Source organism: Pseudorhodoplanes sp. (assembly GCF_035565855.1).
GTDB lineage: Bacteria > Pseudomonadota > Alphaproteobacteria > Rhizobiales > Xanthobacteraceae > Pseudorhodoplanes.
Genome location: NZ_DATMRX010000270.1, coordinates 15,319 through 32,710 on the forward strand (window position 1 = coordinate 15,319; position 17,392 = coordinate 32,710).

Below are 17,392 nucleotides of genomic sequence, written 5' to 3' on the forward strand. Positions count from 1 at the left end.
GCGGACGGCAAGGTCGATCAGGCGTGGCCGGCGACGCTCGACAGCATGCCGGGGGCGATGCCGAGCTTGCGCATCGCTCTTTCGTATTTCTGCTGGGGATCGCCGAAGATCAGTTCGGAATCGGCCGCGCAATGCAGCCAGCCATTGGCCTGGATTTCAGCCTCGAGCTGCCCGGGCGCCCAGCCGGCATAGCCGAGTGCAAGGATCGCGCAGGCCGGACCTTCGCCCGTCGCGATCGCCTTCAGGATGTCGATCGTCGCGGTCAGGCAAACGCCATCATCGATCGGAAGCGTGGAATTCTCGATGAAGAAATCCGACGAATGAAGCACGAAGCCGCGCCCGGTCTCGACCGGGCCGCCCTTCATCACCATCACTTCGTCATGGCGCGGAGAAACCTGGATCGCCTCTCCATCGGGAACCACGTTGAGCTGCACCAAGAGATCGGGAAACTTGATGTTACTCGCCGGCTGATTGACGATGATACCCATCGCGCCTTCCGGGGAATGCGCGCAGATATAGACCAGCGTCTTCGCAAAACGGTCATCGCTCATCGACGGGGACGCAATCAGCATCTGGCCGTCGAGGTATCCCCGCGCCTTGCCGCCTCCGGCCTTCTTTGCCAATCCGGATTTCGGAATCTTCATGATGCCTCAGGTTAGCCCCATCGTCGCGTATTGTGGAAGAAAAGTTTCACGACTCTTCACGGCCATTTCAATGGTCCGTTAGGTCTCAAATGCCTAGGTTTCGATATGCGTTCCGCCACAATTCATTTGCTTGCCGCCATAATTGGCAGTGTGGGCTGGTGCCTGTCCCCGTCCGAAGCGTCTGCCGACATGTCCGCCTGGGACGGCGACACGCGCGCGGCGATGCGCCTGGTGTCGGCCGGACGGAAAGCGGAAGATCCTCAATCCCAGCTGCGGGCCGGTGCCGAAATCCGGCTGGCGCCAGGGTGGAAAACCTATTGGCGCTATCCGGGCGATTCCGGTATCCCGCCGCAATTCGACTTCGCCAAGTCCGAGAACGTGAAGTCGGTGCAGGTGTCTTGGCCGGCGCCGGAACGCATCGTCAGCGCCGACGGCGTCATCATTGGCTATCGCGACAATGTGCTGTTTCCGCTCCGCGTCGAGGCGAAGGATCCCAATAAGCCGGTGACGTTGCGGATCGCGCTGGATTACGCGATCTGCGAAAAGGTCTGCATCCCCGTCCATGCCAAGGCCGAGCTGGTGATCAAGAACGATGGCGCGGCGAAGAGTGAAATCATCGCCGCCGAAAAGCGTGTCCCGCGCGCGGTGCCGTTCGGCGCCGATGCTCCGTTCTCGGTGAAAAAATTCCATCGCGATGCCAGCGTGAAGCCTGCGCGCGTGCTGGTCGATATTGTCGCCCCGAAAGGGAGCCCCATCTCCCTTTTCGCCGAGGGGCCGACCGCCGACTGGGCCTTGCCTATTCCTGAGAAGGTCGACGGCGCACCGGATGGCACGCAGCGCTTCGCCTTCGCCCTCGACGGCCTGCCGCCCGGCACCACCGGCGACGGTGCAACGATCAAACTGACGGCAATCGCGGGTGACGACGCGATCGAAACCACCTTCCGGCTCGACTAAAGCTCCCGCTCCGCCTATTTTGCCCGGCGCCTTTCAGTGCGGCCTAACGCGAGCCGCACGACAACAACGTGACACGCGAGAGAGGATTCCATGACCATCAAGGTCGGCGACACTTTGCCCAATACCACGTTCCGCGTCATGACGCCGGACGGTCCGAAACCGAAGACCACCGACGAGGTGTTCAAGGGCAAGAAGGTCGTGCTGTTCGCCGTTCCGGGCGCCTTCACACCGACATGCACCAAGAACCACCTGCCCGGCTTCGTTGCGAACGCCGCCGCGATCAAGGCCAAGGGCATCGATGCCATCGCGGTCACAGCCGTCAACGACCCGTTCGTGATGGGCGCATGGAAGAACGCCGCCGGCTCTGACGACATCGAATTTCTCGCCGATGGCAGCGCCGATTTCGCCAAGGCCGTCGGACTCGAGCTCGATGCCTCCGGCGGCGGACTCGGCATTCGCTCCAAGCGCTATTGCATGGTGGTCGACGATGGCGTCGTGAAATCGCTCGCCGTCGAGGACGCTCCCGGCAAGGCCGACGTTTCGGGCGCCGAGGCGCTGCTCAAGTCGCTGTAGCTCTTTCTTCCCTCTCCCCTTGAGGGAGAGGGTGGTTCCGAGCGAAGCGAGGAACCGGGTGAGGGGTTACAGTACAATTCACTCTGTCACCCCTCACCCGTCGCATCGCGCACTGTCGTTCGCGATGCGCCACCCTCTCCCTCAAGGGGAGAGGGTTACGGAGTTCGCGGCACCGGACCGCGCAGACTATTTCCCCTTCAACCTCAACTCTGCGATCCCCGCGCGAGCAAGCGTGTCCGCGCGCTCGTTGAGGTCGTGACCGGCATGGCCCTTGACCCAGTGCCAGGTCACATCGTGGCGCGCGAGCGCCGCGTCGAGCCGTTGCCACAGGTCCATGTTCTTCACCGGCTTCTTGTCGGCGGTTCGCCAGCCATTTCTTTTCCAGCCGTGGATCCATCCGGAAATGCCGTTCCGGACATATTGGCTGTCGGTATAAAGATCGACGCGACACGGCTTCTTCAGCGCTTCGAGCGCCGAGATCGCTGCCATCAACTCCATGCGGTTGTTGGTGGTGTGCTCTTCGCCACCCTTGAGTTCTTTCGTGTGGCCGCCCGATTGCAAGATCGCGCCCCAGCCGCCCGGGCCTGGATTGCCCGAACAGGCCCCGTCGGTATGAACGATAACGTGCGGCAGACTCATGAAAGCGGCGACCGGTTCACGCGAGTTCCCGCGCCTCGACACCATAATCGTGCACGCTCTTTGCGCGCTGATGGAAGCGGAGCTTTCGAAAATATTCCTGCGGCGATTTCGGCCGCACCAGAGCGCCGGGCGGCACGTTGAGCCAGTCGACCACCCGCGTCGCAAGAAAACGCAGCGCCGCGCCGCGGGCCAGCACCGGCATTGCGGCAAGTTCGGCTTCGCTCAGCGGCCGGACTTTCGCATAGGCCTGCAACAACGCCCGGCCCTTGGTGACGTTGTAGGAATGATCGTTCTCGAAGCACCAGGCGTTCAGACAAATCGCGATGTCGTAGGCCAGCATGTCATTGCAAGCGAAGTAGAAGTCGATCAGTCCGGAGAGCCGATCGCCAAGGAAAAACACGTTATCGGGGAAGAGATCGGCGTGGATCACACCTTCCGGCAAACCACGCGGCCAATGTTCGCTCAGAAAGCCGAGTTCGTCGCGAATCTCCGCCAACATGCCGGGCTGAATCGTATCGATGCGGTCGGCGCAGGACTCGAATAGCGGCTGCAGCTTCGTCGCGGCAAGCGCGTTGTCGCGATGGCCCGTGAAATCGCTTCCGGCGAGATGAAGCTTTGCCAGCGCCTCACCCAGGGCGGCGCAGTGCTTGGCCTCGACGCGGCGCATCCAAACCCCGTCGAGAAAGGTCACGATCGCCGCGGCGCGTCCGCAAAGCTCACCGAGCGTGCGTCCGTCGCGCATGCGGACCGGCTGCGGGCAGTTGATGCCGCGCAGCGCCAGATGCTCCATCAGCGCCACGAAGAACGGCAGATCCTCGACCGCGACCAGGCGCTCGTAGAGTGTCAGGATGAAATAGCCGGCGTCGGTATGAAGCAGGAAATTGGAGTTCTGCACGCCCTCGGCGATACCCTTGTAGGACAAGAGCTTGCCAAGATCGTAGCCCGCGAGAAACGCATCGAGCTCTTCGGCCGGAACGTCAGTATAGACGGCCACACCTCACTCCGCAGCTTCGGAGCGCAAGGGGCGCGGCAGTGGAAAGAACACGCTTTCATCCGCAGCGGCCATCGTCTCGACCGCCAGCGTGTATCGTTGCGCGAAAGCGTCCAGCACTTCCTCGACCAGTACTTCCGGGGCCGACGCCCCCGCCGTGACGCCGAGCGACTTGATCGCGCCGAGCTTCTCCCAATCGAGATCGGTCGCGCGTTGCACCAGCTCGGCATAGGGGCATCCCGCGCGCAACGCCACTTCCTTCAGGCGCTGCGAGTTCGATGAATTCGGCGCTCCGACCACCACCATGGCATCGACCAGCGGGGCGACGCGTTTGACCGCCTCCTGGCGGTTCGTCGTGGCGTAGCAGATGTCGTCCTTGTGCGGTCCGACGATGGCCGGGAAACGCTCCTTCAGGATGGTGACGATGCCGGCGGCATCCTCGATCGACAGCGTTGTCTGTGTGACATAAGCGAGATTGTCGGGGTCTTTGGGAACGAAGGTGCGCGCACCTTCCGGCGTCTCGATCAGGCTGATGGCACCGGGCGGCAACTGACCCATGGTGCCGACCACTTCCGGGTGCCCGGAATGACCGATCAAGAGCACCTCGCGGCCGCGGCGGAAATGGATTTCCGCCTCGCGATGAACCTTGGTCACGAGCGGGCAGGTCGCATCGAGGGTGATGAAATGCCGATCCCTCGCGTCCTCGGGCACCGATTTCGGCACGCCATGGGCGGAGAACACAACGGGCGCGTCGGTGTCCGGGATCTCGTCGAGTTCCTCGACGAAAATCGCACCCTTCAGCTTCAGGCTGTCGACGACGTAGCGGTTGTGGACGATCTCATGCCGCACATAGACCGGCGGCCCATACAGCGCGAGGGCCCGCTCCACCGAATCGATGGCGCGCACCACTCCGGCGCAGAAACCGCGCGGAGAACAAAGGATGACCCGAAGTGACGGCTTATCGCCGACGGGCATGCCCGCAAGGCCGGTCATGGGCGTGATTTTCATCGGAAACACTCGCCGCGAGTTGGGCGCGGATGCCCCGGGAAGTCAACCCAAGCATTCGACTTAACGCCTCAGAAAAGCTATAGTGGCTTTATGGTCCGCACGGGCGGGCGGGGCTAGAAGCATGATCGCGATCCACATGAAATTGATCGCTGCGGCGGCGTGTGCTGCGGCGCTGTCCGGATGCGTTAGCGCAGGCGGCAGTCATCAGGTTGAAAACGCGACCGGGCAGCCGATCCCGCATCATGCCCTGGCCGATGATGTCTATCTCGACGGCACCGGCCCAAGCGCCCGGCGGCTGGCGCGCATGCCCTCCGGCAATGCTGTGGAGCACCTCTATGCTAATCCGGTGCCGGCCGGTTCGCCGACCCGCGCGGTCGTCCGCTCGCGGCCGACGGCGATCGAGCGCGCGGATGCGGTGTCCAGCACCACCGGCTCCCGGCACGCCTCGCAGGGTGAAGCCAACAAGCCCTTCTCCGACCAATGGTGGGAAAAGGAACGGAGCGAGGATGCCCGCCTGCGGAACATCATGAATATCTGCCGGGGCTGCTGACCTCCGGTTGCCCCTCGCCCCCCCAGGGCCTATATTGCGGGTCATTCCTGTCATCCCCGATGACGACCTGCTTCGCCTTCCAAATGCGCCCCGACGGGCGGGCGGAGCGCGAAGGAGATTTTGCAATGCAGGAAGCGCCGCTGATGCCGAAGGCCACCGCCGTGTGGCTCGTCGAGAACACCGCGCTGTCGTTCGATCAGATTGCCGAGTTCTGCAAGCTGCACCCGCTCGAGATCAAGGCGATCGCCGACGGCGATTCCGCGCAAGGGATCAAGGGCCTCGACCCGATCCAGACCGGTCAGCTGACGCGCGAGGAGATCGAGCGCGCCGAGAAGGACAAGAACCGTCGCCTCCATCTCGCCGACCGCAAGGTCAGGGTGCCGGAGCAGAAAACCAAGCGCGGCCCGCGCTATACGCCGGTGTCGCGGCGTCAGGATCGCCCCAATGCCATCCTCTGGCTGATCCGGAACCACCCGGAGCTGAAGGACAGCCAGATCATGCGGCTGGTCGGGACCACGAAGGCCACCATCCAGAGCATCCGCGAACGCAGCCACTGGAATGCAGCCAATCTCAGCCCGCTCGATCCGGTCACGCTGGGTTTGTGCTCGCAAATCGACCTCGACATGCAGGTCGCCAAGGCGGCGAAGGAGAAGCCCGCGCCGTCCGATCATGAGCGGGTCACCCTGCTGCCGGCCTCGGTCACCACGGCGCCGGATCACGAACCCGCCGAGGATATCCGCGCCGATACGAAGGCGCAGGAAGACGCCGACGTGGCATCGGTCTTCGCCAAGCTGAAAAAGATCGGCGGCACCAGGACCGAGGAAGACTAAAACGATCACAGTGCGGGGCCGGAGCGCAGTTCCGCCCCGCCGATCGGTTCCCAGCCGTCGAATGAGCGGGCGAGCCCCGCTGGGGACGCTACGGCAGCGTGTAGGCGGAACTCTTAAATCAGCTCGGCCGATCGCTCAGTCCACGGCAAGTTTGCCCTTGGCGATGGTGTCCCGCCAGACGATGGCTTCGGCCTGCGCTGCTTTTGCGAACTCCGCGGGCGACTCGCCCCCCGGCAGGAATCCCAATTCGGACAGCTTTGCCTCGACCGCCGGGTCCTGCAGCGCCGCTTTGACGGCAGCATGCAGCGCATCGATAGCCGTTTGGGGCGTATCTTTCGGCGCAGCCAGGCCCCACCAGTTCTCCGCGACATAACCGGGCACGCCGCTTTCGCTCGCAGTCGGTACATCCGGCACGTTCGGCAGCCGACTCGTTGACGCGACCGCCAGCGCCCTGGCTTTTCCGGACTGCACGAACCCACGTCCGACGCCCCACCCGGCAAGATACAGTTGCACGTCGCCCGTGATCAGCGCCTGCATGGCCGGCGGCGCTCCGCGATAAGGGACATGGACGAGTTCGATACCGGTCAGCTGCTTGAGGCGCTCAACAGCGAGATGCGGCGTCGTTCCGACGCTTGGCGAGGAATAACTGAGTTTGCCGGGATTGGCCTTGGCATAGGCGACAAATTCGCCGAGCGATTTCACCGGCACGGACGGATTCATGTAGATCACCGACGGCACGACCGCGACGCGCGTAATCGGCACGAACTCCGTCAGCGGATCGAAACTCGTCTTCGGAAAAATGAACTGGTTTATGACGAAGTTGTTGGTCGCGCCCATCATCAGCGTGTGCCCATCAGGGGCAGCACTCGCGACGGCCTTGGCGCCGATCATGCCTCCGCCGCCGCCACGTGCGTCGATCACGATCGGCTGACCGAGCGCCTTTTCCATCGCATTCGAAATGAGGCGTGTGATCATGTCCCCTGCGCCGCCCGCGGCATAGGGCACGATCACCGTGATGGGCCGATCGGGAAACGCCGCGATGGCGCGCTGCGGCATGAGGACAGCGCCCGCTGCCGCGGCGACAAATGCGCGTCGTGTCAGGTCGGTCATGACGTCTCTCCGTTCAGAGATCGATCCGCATCAGGTCGTGTGCGATTTGCAGCGGTCCGCGGTAGACGCCACGTATTTCGGCGACGAAGGCGTCGATCTGATGCGGTCCCATCAGGTCCACCGGCAAGTGTTTCCCGGCCGCACGCTTCAGCACGGGACTGAGCGAATCCACATGGCCGATATGGGTTGCGACCACCTGCTTGACGCCGGCCTCGACCGCGAGCCTGCCGAGATCCCGAGGACTGGTATGCGAGAAGGTGCCGACCTTTGATTTACGCCGGTGCTCGATGAAAGCTTCGGTGAAAGTGCATTCGTGAATGAGCAGATCGGCCCCGCGCGACAGAGTCATGATGTTGTCGCAGGGCGCCGTGTCGCCGGAGAACACCACCGTCTTGCCTTCGGCCTCGATGCGAAAACCAAAGCAAGGCGATATCTCGCTCGGGATGTGATCCATCTCTGCGGCTGTCACGCGGATCTCGTCATCCGCAAACACAACACCAGCACCGTACTCGGTCACATCCGGTCGGACAGCTTCCATATTCGCTTGCCTCGCGGGATAGGCGCTTCGAGCCCGGATATCGGCATCGAAAGCGCCATTCTCGAACAGGTGTCCGACAAGCTTTCCGGTCCCCTGCGGACCGTAGACCTTGAGGGCGCCAACGCGATTCAGGATCCATCCTGAAATCACGAAGAAAGGTAATTCGCATACATGGTCGTGATGCAGATGAGTCAGGAACAGCTGGCCGACATCGGCCGGGTTCACATCGACGCGCATCAACTGGCGCGTCGCGCCGTGCCCGCAATCGAGCATGAGGTGACGGCCGCTCGCCAGCGTGATCAGAATGGAGGTGTGGCAGCGGTCGGGGTCGGGCAAGGCGGCCCCGGTTCCAAGCATGATGATACGCATGACTCGACCTCACTTTAGGCGTGCGCCGCTGCATCGCACAACGCCGCCGCCGTCACGAGCCACAGCGCACGGTCCAGGCCAAGGGGCGCGGACGATCTACTCTGAAAAAATTTGTGGATAGTCTCGCGCGACTCAGGCGGTATTCACCTGCGCTTCGAGCGTCCTCCCTGTGATCGTGTCCCGTTGTGGCTTCGCTGCACTTGTACAGCGCGATGGCGTAGATAATGTCCGCCCCTGTCGGCAGGGGTGCCGCGAGGAATTTCCATGAAATTTCAAGCTCTTCTAACGATTTCGGTGCTGGCTTTCGCCGCCTCTCATGCGTCGGCCGAGACCGCGCCGACCCGCGTTGCGGCTGCCAGCCCTGCGGAAACCGCTGTCGCGCCTTCCGCCAATCCAAAACCGCAGCTCCCGCCCGCACAGGCGGCGGTCGATCCGGTGTCCGAAGGTCAGGCGGCTCAGAACCGCCGGCCCGCGACCCGTCCGGTGGCACGGCGCCCGCAGCCGCACCAGCAATCGCAGCAACCGCGGACCTGGCAGGAACGGATGCGCGCGATGTGGGGCCTCGAAAACCGGCCGGAGGCGCCGGCACAGGCGACACCAGCCCCGACCTACTATCCGCAGGCCCCCGCCTATAGCTCGCGGCCGAACCTGCTGTTTGGCCGGTTCTACAGCGTCATTCCGCGGCAGACGGTGACATTCAAGGAGAATTACGCACCCGGCACGATCATCGTCCGCCATCGCGAGAAGCGCCTCTATTACGTCCTCGGCAACGGCCAGGCGATCCGCTACGCGGTCGCGGTCGGACGCGAAGGCGCGGCGTGGTCCGGGGTCTCCAGAGTGTCCGACAAGCGCGAATGGCCGAGCTGGACGCCGACGCCGGAAATCCTGCGCCGCCAGCCGAACCTGCCGCGTCACATGGAAGGCGGCCCGCAAAACCCGATGGGCGCGCGCGCGCTCTATCTCGGCGACACGCTCTATCGCATCCACGGCACCAACGAGCCCTGGATGATCGGACATGAAGTGTCTTCGGGCTGCATCCGCATGACCAATGAGGACGTGATCGACCTCTACAATCGTACACGCATGGGCGCGACGGTGATCGTGCAGCGCTGAACCGGCAGCGGCGACGCGCCGCTGATCGGCCGAACCAAAACGGCCGGGCGTGACGCCCGGCCTCTTTCATATGAGTCCCGCCAAGTCTGAGTACCGCCAAGTCTGAGTCCCGCCAAGTCGCGATGGTCCCCGCCGCTGTGTCAGTCCGGCGCGGCAACGTCGACCGAGCGTCTTGGACGCGGGCCACGGAGAATCGAATGTTGAAATATCTGGTGTGCGCCGGCGCGGTCCTTTGCGCCGCTTCGTTTTTCGCAATCGGCCTTGCGGTGTCGAAGGCGACGGACGGGGGTTATGCGATTCAGCCGGCATCGCCGGAGTTGCACATTTCATCGCGGGATGCGTCGCGATGAGTCCCGGTCAGCGCCTGCGTGCGGCAGTCATCGTGCAGCGCTGAACACGGGCCGCAACGCACCGATCCGAGACAGCAGCAACGGCCGGGCAAGACGCCCGGCCGTTTTTTTTGCGAGCCACATCCGATGTCATGCCCGCAAAGGCGGGACATCCGGAAAATTCGTCGGATGACAGGCCGTCTACCGGATGACTTCGATCACGCGCCGCTCACGCGGGTCGATGACGTAAACATCGTCCTCGCGCACCACGTAGCGGTAACTTCGGATTTCGGGCACCTCGGTATAGATTGTCTCGGGGAAGGCCTCGATTTCCACCGCTTCGGGAATATCGTCCCCGATCTCGTAGTCACGCTCGATGACGGTCGTGCGCGCGCTGCCGGTGGTGCTGCGTTGAACCGCAGCGCGGCGGATCGCGTCACGCTGCTTCTCGGTCAGGGACAGCCTGCTCTTGCTGCGGCTTGCGGTGCGCCCGGACCCGCCCTGATCGATGACCGTAACGATCTTGCGGGTGCGCGGCTCGATGATCACGATCTCTTCCTCGACCACGACGAACTGATATCCGCGATATTGCGGATAGACTTCGACGATGGCGGGCGTCACCGGATAGAACCGCACGCTGCTCGGCACCACGGTGCCGACCGAAACCGAGAAATTCACGTTGCGCAGCGGCTGCACATTGGCCTGCCGGATCGAGGCCGAGATCCGGGTGCGTTGCTGCTCGGTCACCTGACGATCGCCGGACCTTGCAGCGTCGCGATTTTGCTGCCGGTCATTGTCGCGAGCGGAGTCGCGGCTGCGCGTGCGATCGTTATTCTGGTCACGCGCTTCGTCGCGGTCCCGTTTGGTATCGCGATCGCGTGCTTCGTCGCGGTCACGCTTGGTGTCGCGGTCGCGGGCCTGATTGCGATCCCGCGTGCTGTCGCGATCCTGCGCTTGGTTGCGATCGCGCTGCGCATCGCGGTCTTGCGCCTGGTTGCGATTGGATTTGGAATCGCGATCCTGCGCCTGATTGCCTTTGGACGGGCGTGCATTGTCCTGTGCCCGGTTGGCCGGGGCGGTCGCACCGCCGTCGCGATCCGGCTTGGCGCGCGGGCTTGCATCGTCCGATTGCGCGGAGGGCGAAGGCGTGCCCTGCCCTGTCGTGCCGCGTTCGACGCCCTGCGCCCGCGGCGATGGGCGATTGTCGCGTACTGATGGCTGTGCGTCCCTGGACGGCGCCGCATCTTTTGACTGCGCGGCGGGGCCTTGTCCGCCGGCTCCCGGCGCGCGGTCCTGTGACGCTGCCGGCGAAAGGCCCACGATCGCGAGCGCAGCGCTGCCGAGCAGCAACGATTTTAGCGCCCCCATGGGTGTTGCGTGTCTCATGTAACCTCCGAATTTTGAATTGTGCGCACATGCTGCGCTCAACGCCCCAACCTGCAGCCGCAATCAACGTTCCCTGACCGTGCATTGGGAACGGCATCCATCAACGCTCGCCGCCAACGAAAAGGGGAGCTCCTGCGAGCTCCCCTTCATTCACCTCTGGAAGGTGATCGCCTAGTTCGACGTACAGACCTTCACCGTCTTCATGCCGGATTCGGCTTCGGTGCGGGTCTTGTACACGGAGTTGCCGACCACGGTCACTTCGGTGGTCGTCGTCGGCTTCTTGTCCACGATCGTGCAGCGCTTCGTCTTCACGTCCTGCACGACGTAGAACTCGGTCTGCGCGAACGCAGACGTGGAGACTGCAACCGCGAGCGCGGCGGCGAGTGCAATACGCATGTCGTCCTCCTTGTTGGCGCCGTTCCAACCACGAACCCACGACGACGTTCCATGCCATTTCCTGAATGCGGCGCGGGAACGTTGACGGCGCTTTTTCGTTGCGGGCCCACAGGAGGTCGAACGATGAAATATCTGGTCTGCGCCGGCGCAATCCTTTGCGCCGCTTCGTTTTTCGCAATCGGCCTTTCGGTGTCGGAGGCGACGGACGGAGGTTACGCGATGCAGGGCTCGTCGCCGGAGATCCACCTCTCGTCCCGGGACGTGTCGCAATGAATCTGAATCATTATCGCCGGCAAAGCGTCGAAGACGCTCATGATGCCGTGACCGTCCTGCTCGCGGTCCTGCTGATGATCGGAGGCGCCTGTTATGCGCTGAGCTGAAGCGATTTCAAGTGAGTGGAATCGCCTGCTGTTTCTTGTCATGCCCCGCGAAAGCGGGGCATCCAGTAAATTCCTGAAGCGGATGGTGTACTGGATCGCGGACGATGACAGGGAAAGCGGGCGATGACAGGGAGAGGTTGGCTGCTTCCAGGAACGAGCGACCCCTTCTGAAAAGCTGATGTGCTTTAGGCAGCCGACTTCGTGCATAAATGCGGGCCGCAGATCGAGCGGACGATCTTTCCCGCCTCGTCGAGGGTGATGAACATGCGCACCGGCTTTGCCTCGAAGCTCAGATAATCGACCGAGATCCGTCCATTCTCCTCTTTCGTTTGGAGAAGGGAGAAAGCGAGCGGGGCGGCATCGCGCAGCTTCGGTGCCCAGTATTGGCGTATGGCCTCGCTGCCGGCGTAAACCGCAGGTCCCGTACACGCGCATTCCAAGGTCGCGTCTGCACGATACATGTCCATCAGACCGGCAAGGTCGCCCGACTTCGCCGCTCCCATCCAGCGGCTCACCTGAAACGCTGCGCTGGCCGCGCTTCCCGGAGCACGCGCGCCGTTCAATCCGAGCTCCCGGATGCGGCGCTTGATGGAGTTCAGCGAGCGGCCAAGACGTGCCGCGAGGCGCAGTGGACTGACATTGTCCTTCACCGCCTGGGCAAGGATGGCGTCTTCTTTTTCAGTCCAGGCCGTATTTCTCACCATGGCGGCTTCATAACGCAGGCCGCAGCCGCTTGGAATGACTTTGATCAATTCAAAAGTTGGGAACCACAATCAAGGGTTGGAGCCACAAACAAGCGCGCCGCGGAACGCGAGCCGGCGGAACTTTCGAAGGCGCGCGGGCACAGCCAGCGCTATGCCCGTCAGCTCCGGCTTTTCACCGCTTCCCCGATCTCGTCGAGCACCTTCGGGTCCTCGATCGTCGCCGGCATGGTCCACGGTTCGTTGTCGGCGATCTTCTTCATGGTGCCGCGCAGGATCTTGCCCGAGCGCGTCTTCGGCAGCCGCGGCACGGTGATGGCGAGCTTGAATGCGGCGACCGGTCCGATCTTCTCGCGGACGAGGCCGACGATCTCCTTCTCGATCTCGGCCTGATCGCGCGTGACGCCAGCCTTCAGGACGACGAAGCCGCAGGGCACCTCGCCCTTGAGCTGATCCGCCATGCCGATGACCGCGCATTCGGCGACATCCGGATGCGAGGCCAGCACCTCTTCCATCCCGCCGGTCGAGAGCCGGTGTCCGGCAACATTGATGATGTCGTCGGTGCGGCCCATCACATGCACGTAGCCGTCCTCATCCTTGAAGCCGGCATCGGCGGTTTTGTAGTAGCCGGGAAATTCGTCGAGATAGGCTTCGCGGAAGCGCTCATCCTGCTGCCACAGCGTCGGGAAAGCGCCGGGCGGCATCGGCAGTTTCGCGACGATCGAGCCGATGGTGCCGGTCGGCACCTCCTTGCAGCTCTCGTCGACGACGCGAATGTCCCAGCCCGGCATCGGCACCGTCGCCGAGCCATGCTTGACCGGAAGGAGGCCGAGCCCCATCGGATTGCCGGCGATGCACCATCCGGTTTCGGTCTGCCACCAGTGATCGATCACCGGCTTGTGCAGCTTCTCTTCCGCCCATTGCACGGTCGGCGGGTCGGCGCGTTCGCCGGCGAGGAACAGCGCGCGGAATTTCGACAGGTCGTATTTCGGCAGGAAGGTCCCCTCGGGGTCTTCCTTCTTGATCGCGCGAAATGCCGTCGGCGCGGTGAAGAAAGCGACCGCGCCGTGCTGCGAGATCACCCGCCAATAGGCGCCCGCGTCCGGCGTGCCGACCGGCTTGCCCTCATACATGATCGAGGTCGCGCCATGAATGAGCGGGCCGTACACGATGTAGGAATGCCCGACGACCCAGCCGATATCCGACCCGCACCACCAGACTTCGCCCGGATCGACATCGTAGAGATTCTTCATCGACCATTTGAGCGCGACCGCGTGTCCGCCATTGTCGCGCACGGCGCCTTTCGGAATGCCGGTGGTGCCTGACGTGTAGAGGATGTAGAGCGGATCGGTGGCGAGCACCGGAACGCAATCCGCGGTCTTCTTCGCGGCAACGGCAGCATTCCGCAGCGTCGCCCAGTCGTGATCGCGGCCCGCGATCAACGGCGCCTGTTCCTGCGGACGCTGCAACACGATGCACGCGGACGGCTTGTACTCCGCCATCGCGATCGCCTCATCGAGCAGCGGCTTGTATTTCACGATGCGGCCCGGCTCGATGCCGCAGCTTGCGGTGAGGATCAGCTTCGGCTTGGCGTCGTCGATGCGCTTGGCCAATTCCTTCGCCGCGAATCCGCCGAACACGACCGAATGCACCGCGCCGATCCGCGCGCAGGCCAGCATCGCGAACACCGCTTCCGGAACCAGCGGCATGTAGATGATGACGCGGTCGCCCTTTCCGACACCGAAATCCTTCAGGATCGCGGCGAGCGTCGACACCTCCGACAGCATCTCTTCATAGGTGAAGGAGGCGATCGTGCCGGTCACCGGAGAATCGTAGATCAGCGCGGTCTGTTTTGCCCGGCCGCGCGCGACATGGCGGTCGAGCGCGTTGTAGCAGGTGTTCATGACGCCGCCCGCGAACCAGCGGCCATATACACCCATCGCGGGATCGAAGATTTTCTTCGCCGGCTCGTACCAGTCGATGTCCCTCGCCGCCTCAGCCCAGAAGCCTTCAGGATCGCGCTGCCACTGCGCATAGACTTCGTGGTAGCGGCTCTTGGTGTTGGCATTCATCCTTCAGGTCCCCTTCCCTGCGCGCCTCGGCACGGGGCGACTTTTCGCAATTGTCAGATTGCGAACATGAATTGGCAAGCGCCGGCCGGTCCCGCGTCCGAGCCGAGGCCGGAACAAGCCTCATGCAGGCGCGCCATTCGCAATTTGCAGTAGTGGCGAAGCGTCGGCTCGTATTTGATCCGCCGCAAAACGAGACCCCTTCCTTGAACCTCCCCACCGATCCTCTGTTCTGGCTCGCCGCTGTCATCGCAGTGACGCTGGTCGGCCTTGCCAAAGGCGGCTTCACCGGGGTCGGCATGGTCGGCACCCCGCTCCTGGCCCTGGTCGTGCCGCCGCTCCAGGCGGTCGCCATCATGCTGCCGATCCTTCTGGTGCAGGACGTGGTGTCGGTCTGGGCCTACCGCCGGGATTGGGACCCCTGGAATCTGAAAGTGCTGATTCCCGGCGGTCTGATCGGGGTCGCGGCCGGCGGCCTGCTCGCGGCTTATGTCCCGGATGCGGCGGTGCGCCTCGCGGTCGGCGTCATCGGCGTGACCTTCGTCCTGTGGCGCTGGTTCGGCCCCGCAGGCGGCGACATCGGCATCCGCCCAAGCGCCGCGAGCGGCGTGTTCTGGGGCGCGCTCTCGGGCTTCACATCGACGCTCGCCAATGCCGGGGCACCGCCCTGGCAGGTCCACATGATGCCGCAGCATCTTCCGAAGCTCGTCTTCGCCGGTACCGCGACGATGTATTTCGCGGCGACCAATCTGGCGAAGGTCATTCCCTATTTCGCGCTCGGGCAGTTCACCACCGACAATCTCTGGATCTCGGCCGCGCTCTTTCCGCTTGCGATCGCGACGAACTATCTCGGCATCTGGCTCGTGCGCGTCACGCCGCAGGCGATGTTCTACAAGATCGTGTATGTGATCACCTTCGCGATTTCCCTCGAACTCATCCGGAACGGCCTGACGGCTTTTGCGGCCTGAGCCAATGTGCTGCCGATGGCCATCATCACCGACCCCCTGTTCTACCTTGTCGCGATCCCGGCCCTGATCGCGCTCGGCCTGTCGAAGGGCGGCTTTGCCGGTATAGGCGTCATCGCGACCCCGCTCACCGCGCTCTACCTGCCGCCGCTCGAGGCCGCCGCGCTCATTCTGCCGGTGCTGATCGTGCAGGACGTCATCTCGCTGTGGTGGTACCGGCGCGACTTCGATCCATGGAATCTGAAGGTGATGCTGCCGGGCGCCATCGTCGGCATGGCTCTGGGCTGGGGCTTCGCCGCCTATGTGAACGATGACGTGCTGCGGGTCAGCATCGGCGTCATCGGCATCTGTTTCGTGATCTATTCGGTGCTGACGCCGATCCCGGCCGAGGGCCGCCGCAAGACCGCGCTGAGCGGCTTGTTCTGGGGCAGCGTCTCCGGCTTTACCTCATTCCTCTCGCAAGCCGGCGGTCCACCCTATCAGGTGCATGTGCTGCCGCAGCGGCTGCCGAAGATGACGCTGGTCGGCACCACCGTGATCTTCTTTGCGATCGTCAATGCGCTGAAGATCGGGCCCTATTTCGCGCTCGGCCAGTTCTCGACGGTGAATTTCGCCACCTCGATGGTGCTGTTGCCGATCGCGGTCGCCTCGAACGCGCTCGGCATCTGGCTGGTCCGCATCACGCCGGTCGAGTTATTCTACCGGATCGCGTATAGCATTGTGTTCTGCGTCTCGGTGATGCTGTTGTGGCAGGGCGTCACCGGCTTGCTGCGCGGATGACGCCACGCCCGGTCTTCGGATGGCATCGATCAGAAGCCTCGATCTGCAGGGCCATCGCGGCGCCCGCGGGCTCGCGCCGGAGAACACCATTCTCGCCTTCGAGACCGGGCTGAGAATCGGCGTCACCACGCTCGAACTCGATGTCGCAATGACGCGCGACGATATCCTCGTCGTCAGCCACGATTCCTGTCTCAATCCCGATCACACCCGCGGCCCCGATGGCGCATTCCTGAAACAACAGGGCCCGGCGATCCGCTCGCTCACCTTCGCCGAATTGCAGCGATACGATGTCGGGCGCCTCCGGCCGGGCAGCGCCTATGCCGCGGGCTTTCCGATGCAGAAGGGCGCCGACAACATCCGCATTCCGAGACTGACCGACGTGTTCGATCTCGTGAAGCGAGCGGGAGCCGATCACATCCGGTTCAATATAGAGACCAAGCTCACCCCGACATCCGGCACCGACACGCCCGATCCCGACACTTTCGCAACCGCGCTGGTCGAAGCGATACGCCACGCAGGTCTCAGCGCACGCGCCAGCATCCAGAGCTTCGACTGGCGCACATTGATGATCGCAAGGCGCATCGCGCCGGAGATCGAACGCGTCTGCCTGACGGTCGAGAGTCCGGAGGAGGACAATATCCTGCGCCATCGGCCCGGTCCTTCGCCCTGGACCGCGGGCCTCGACATCGACGATTACGGCGGCTCGGTGCCGCGCCTCGTCAAGGCCGCCGAAGCGGCGGTCTGGTCGCCCTGTTATCTCAACGTCACCACGGCCTTGGTGAAGGAGGCGCACGATCTCGGCCTCAAGGTCATCCCCTGGACCGTGAACGAAATGGCCGATCTCGAACGCATGTACCGGATTGGCGTCGACGGGATCATTTCCGACTATCCCGATCGCGCCCGCGCCGCCTTGCCCGAAGGGGTCACCGCGCCCGAGCCAGTGCCGGCGGGCTGATTGAGTCCAGCGAGCCGACATGACGGCCGAAAATTTGTTCGCTAACGTCGCGCCAAAGACCAAGAGGAAAGCGACCAATGGCGAAAACGCCCCAGGACCTGACTCCGTATGA

Annotated in this window: 19 protein-coding genes; 9 read left to right on the forward strand and 10 right to left on the reverse strand. The window is 63.6% G+C overall.

Translation table 11 applies throughout. The features are described from left to right. Positions 1 to 17 precede the first annotated feature (17 nt). Positions 18 to 644 (reverse strand): YqgE/AlgH family protein, encoded by a 627-nt coding sequence (locus VN004_RS15450; RefSeq protein ID WP_325611756.1) that lies wholly within the window; start codon positions 642 to 644, stop codon positions 18 to 20. 189 nt (positions 645 to 833) lie between these two features. Here VN004_RS15450 and VN004_RS15455 point away from each other — a divergent pair, with 189 nt between their 5' ends. Both VN004_RS15455 and VN004_RS15460 read left to right on the forward strand, forming a co-directional pair. Then, the gene (locus VN004_RS15455; protein ID WP_325611759.1) at positions 834 to 1,598 is read left to right on the forward strand and encodes a protein-disulfide reductase DsbD domain-containing protein; all 765 of its coding nucleotides are present in this window, start codon (positions 834 to 836) and stop codon (positions 1,596 to 1,598) included. A 90-nt stretch (positions 1,599 to 1,688) separates the two neighbouring features. Further along, complete coding sequence (locus tag VN004_RS15460; RefSeq protein ID WP_325611761.1) at positions 1,689 to 2,171, forward strand: peroxiredoxin; 483 nt, start codon at positions 1,689 to 1,691, stop codon at positions 2,169 to 2,171. 186 nt (positions 2,172 to 2,357) lie between these two features. On the opposite strand, the gene rnhA is transcribed toward VN004_RS15460, so the two are convergent. Genes rnhA through ispH form a run of 3 tightly spaced genes read right to left on the reverse strand, consistent with a single transcriptional unit; the run spans position 2,358 to position 4,776 of the window. Beyond that, on the reverse strand, positions 2,358 to 2,810 hold the full coding sequence (rnhA, locus tag VN004_RS15465; RefSeq protein ID WP_325611764.1) for a ribonuclease HI: 453 nt from the start codon (positions 2,808 to 2,810) through the stop codon (positions 2,358 to 2,360). Between the two features lie 16 nt (positions 2,811 to 2,826). After that, positions 2,827 to 3,804 (reverse strand): homoserine kinase, encoded by a 978-nt coding sequence (locus VN004_RS15470; protein WP_325611768.1) that lies wholly within the window; start codon positions 3,802 to 3,804, stop codon positions 2,827 to 2,829. Between the two features lie 3 nt (positions 3,805 to 3,807). Continuing rightward, complete coding sequence (gene ispH / locus VN004_RS15475) at positions 3,808 to 4,776, reverse strand: 4-hydroxy-3-methylbut-2-enyl diphosphate reductase (protein ID WP_325611803.1); 969 nt, start codon at positions 4,774 to 4,776, stop codon at positions 3,808 to 3,810. Positions 4,777 to 4,945: 169 nt separating this feature from the next. On the opposite strand from ispH, the gene VN004_RS15480 reads away from it, so the two are divergent. Together VN004_RS15480 and VN004_RS15485 are read left to right on the forward strand one after the other, a co-directional pair. After that, positions 4,946 to 5,359, forward strand: coding sequence for a hypothetical protein (locus VN004_RS15480; protein ID WP_325611770.1), 414 nt, complete (start codon positions 4,946 to 4,948; stop codon positions 5,357 to 5,359). Between the two features lie 125 nt (positions 5,360 to 5,484). Then, positions 5,485 to 6,189 (forward strand): DUF1013 domain-containing protein, encoded by a 705-nt coding sequence (locus tag VN004_RS15485; protein WP_325611772.1) that lies wholly within the window; start codon positions 5,485 to 5,487, stop codon positions 6,187 to 6,189. A gap of 135 nt (positions 6,190 to 6,324) precedes the next feature. On the opposite strand, the gene VN004_RS15490 is transcribed toward VN004_RS15485, so the two are convergent. Both VN004_RS15490 and VN004_RS15495 read right to left on the reverse strand, forming a co-directional pair. Further along, positions 6,325 to 7,299: a tripartite tricarboxylate transporter substrate binding protein gene (locus VN004_RS15490; protein ID WP_325611774.1), complete on the reverse strand. Its 975-nt coding sequence runs from the start codon at positions 7,297 to 7,299 to the stop codon at positions 6,325 to 6,327. Between the two features lie 13 nt (positions 7,300 to 7,312). After that, on the reverse strand, positions 7,313 to 8,206 hold the full coding sequence (locus VN004_RS15495) for an MBL fold metallo-hydrolase (RefSeq protein ID WP_325611777.1): 894 nt from the start codon (positions 8,204 to 8,206) through the stop codon (positions 7,313 to 7,315). Between the two features lie 552 nt (positions 8,207 to 8,758). On the opposite strand from VN004_RS15495, the gene VN004_RS15500 reads away from it, so the two are divergent. Further along, positions 8,759 to 9,319 (forward strand): L,D-transpeptidase, encoded by a 561-nt coding sequence (locus VN004_RS15500; RefSeq protein WP_414710321.1) that lies wholly within the window; start codon positions 8,759 to 8,761, stop codon positions 9,317 to 9,319. Positions 9,320 to 9,849: 530 nt separating this feature from the next. Here the strand turns inward: VN004_RS15500 and VN004_RS15505 are convergent. Next, positions 9,850 to 11,034 carry a DUF1236 domain-containing protein gene (locus VN004_RS15505; protein WP_325611779.1) on the reverse strand — a complete coding sequence of 395 codons (1,185 nt, stop codon included), beginning with the start codon at positions 11,032 to 11,034 and terminating at the stop codon, positions 9,850 to 9,852. A 171-nt stretch (positions 11,035 to 11,205) separates the two neighbouring features. Further along, a complete protein-coding gene (locus tag VN004_RS15510; protein ID WP_325611781.1) occupies positions 11,206 to 11,430 on the reverse strand; it encodes a hypothetical protein in 225 nt (74 codons plus the stop codon). Positions 11,431 to 11,553: 123 nt separating this feature from the next. Between VN004_RS15510 and VN004_RS15515 the strand changes: the two genes are divergently transcribed. After that, complete coding sequence (locus VN004_RS15515; protein WP_325611783.1) at positions 11,554 to 11,703, forward strand: hypothetical protein; 150 nt, start codon at positions 11,554 to 11,556, stop codon at positions 11,701 to 11,703. A 292-nt stretch (positions 11,704 to 11,995) separates the two neighbouring features. On the opposite strand, the gene VN004_RS15520 is transcribed toward VN004_RS15515, so the two are convergent. Both VN004_RS15520 and VN004_RS15525 read right to left on the reverse strand, forming a co-directional pair. Continuing rightward, positions 11,996 to 12,514, reverse strand: a complete 519-nt coding sequence (locus VN004_RS15520) for a nuclear transport factor 2 family protein (protein ID WP_325611786.1) — start codon at positions 12,512 to 12,514, stop codon at positions 11,996 to 11,998. 158 nt (positions 12,515 to 12,672) lie between these two features. After that, complete coding sequence (locus VN004_RS15525; RefSeq protein WP_325611790.1) at positions 12,673 to 14,583, reverse strand: propionyl-CoA synthetase; 1,911 nt, start codon at positions 14,581 to 14,583, stop codon at positions 12,673 to 12,675. A gap of 203 nt (positions 14,584 to 14,786) precedes the next feature. On the opposite strand from VN004_RS15525, the gene VN004_RS15530 reads away from it, so the two are divergent. From VN004_RS15530 to VN004_RS15540, 3 genes are read left to right on the forward strand one after another with little or no spacing between them, the layout of a single operon-like run. Further along, the gene (locus tag VN004_RS15530) at positions 14,787 to 15,548 is read left to right on the forward strand and encodes a sulfite exporter TauE/SafE family protein (protein ID WP_325611793.1); all 762 of its coding nucleotides are present in this window, start codon (positions 14,787 to 14,789) and stop codon (positions 15,546 to 15,548) included. A 15-nt stretch (positions 15,549 to 15,563) separates the two neighbouring features. Beyond that, positions 15,564 to 16,325, forward strand: a complete 762-nt coding sequence (locus VN004_RS15535) for a sulfite exporter TauE/SafE family protein (RefSeq protein WP_325611796.1) — start codon at positions 15,564 to 15,566, stop codon at positions 16,323 to 16,325. A 19-nt stretch (positions 16,326 to 16,344) separates the two neighbouring features. After that, a complete protein-coding gene (locus tag VN004_RS15540; RefSeq protein WP_325611800.1) occupies positions 16,345 to 17,280 on the forward strand; it encodes a glycerophosphodiester phosphodiesterase in 936 nt (311 codons plus the stop codon). The last annotated feature ends 112 nt before the right edge of the window (positions 17,281 to 17,392 follow it).

Excerpts from the sequence above, each read along its gene's own strand:
- VN004_RS15450 (WP_325611756.1), bottom strand. The coding sequence starts at position 644 with ATGAAGATTCCGAAATCCGGATTGGCAAAGAAGGCCGGAGGCGGCAAG.
- VN004_RS15455 (WP_325611759.1), top strand. The coding sequence starts at position 834 with ATGTCCGCCTGGGACGGCGACACGCGCGCGGCGATGCGCCTGGTGTCG.
- VN004_RS15460 (WP_325611761.1), top strand. The coding sequence starts at position 1,689 with ATGACCATCAAGGTCGGCGACACTTTGCCCAATACCACGTTCCGCGTC.
- rnhA (WP_325611764.1), bottom strand. The coding sequence starts at position 2,810 with ATGAGTCTGCCGCACGTTATCGTTCATACCGACGGGGCCTGTTCGGGC.
- ispH (WP_325611803.1), bottom strand. The coding sequence starts at position 4,776 with ATGCCCGTCGGCGATAAGCCGTCACTTCGGGTCATCCTTTGTTCTCCG.
- VN004_RS15480 (WP_325611770.1), top strand. The coding sequence starts at position 4,946 with ATGAAATTGATCGCTGCGGCGGCGTGTGCTGCGGCGCTGTCCGGATGC.
- VN004_RS15485 (WP_325611772.1), top strand. The coding sequence starts at position 5,485 with ATGCAGGAAGCGCCGCTGATGCCGAAGGCCACCGCCGTGTGGCTCGTC.
- VN004_RS15490 (WP_325611774.1), bottom strand. The coding sequence starts at position 7,299 with ATGACCGACCTGACACGACGCGCATTTGTCGCCGCGGCAGCGGGCGCT.
- VN004_RS15495 (WP_325611777.1), bottom strand. The coding sequence starts at position 8,206 with ATGCGTATCATCATGCTTGGAACCGGGGCCGCCTTGCCCGACCCCGAC.
- VN004_RS15500 (WP_414710321.1), top strand. The coding sequence starts at position 8,759 with ATGTGGGGCCTCGAAAACCGGCCGGAGGCGCCGGCACAGGCGACACCA.
- VN004_RS15505 (WP_325611779.1), bottom strand. The coding sequence starts at position 11,034 with ATGAGACACGCAACACCCATGGGGGCGCTAAAATCGTTGCTGCTCGGC.
- VN004_RS15510 (WP_325611781.1), bottom strand. The coding sequence starts at position 11,430 with ATGCGTATTGCACTCGCCGCCGCGCTCGCGGTTGCAGTCTCCACGTCT.
- VN004_RS15515 (WP_325611783.1), top strand. The coding sequence starts at position 11,554 with ATGAAATATCTGGTCTGCGCCGGCGCAATCCTTTGCGCCGCTTCGTTT.
- VN004_RS15520 (WP_325611786.1), bottom strand. The coding sequence starts at position 12,514 with ATGGTGAGAAATACGGCCTGGACTGAAAAAGAAGACGCCATCCTTGCC.
- VN004_RS15525 (WP_325611790.1), bottom strand. The coding sequence starts at position 14,583 with ATGAATGCCAACACCAAGAGCCGCTACCACGAAGTCTATGCGCAGTGG.
- VN004_RS15535 (WP_325611796.1), top strand. The coding sequence starts at position 15,564 with ATGGCCATCATCACCGACCCCCTGTTCTACCTTGTCGCGATCCCGGCC.
- VN004_RS15540 (WP_325611800.1), top strand. The coding sequence starts at position 16,345 with ATGGCATCGATCAGAAGCCTCGATCTGCAGGGCCATCGCGGCGCCCGC.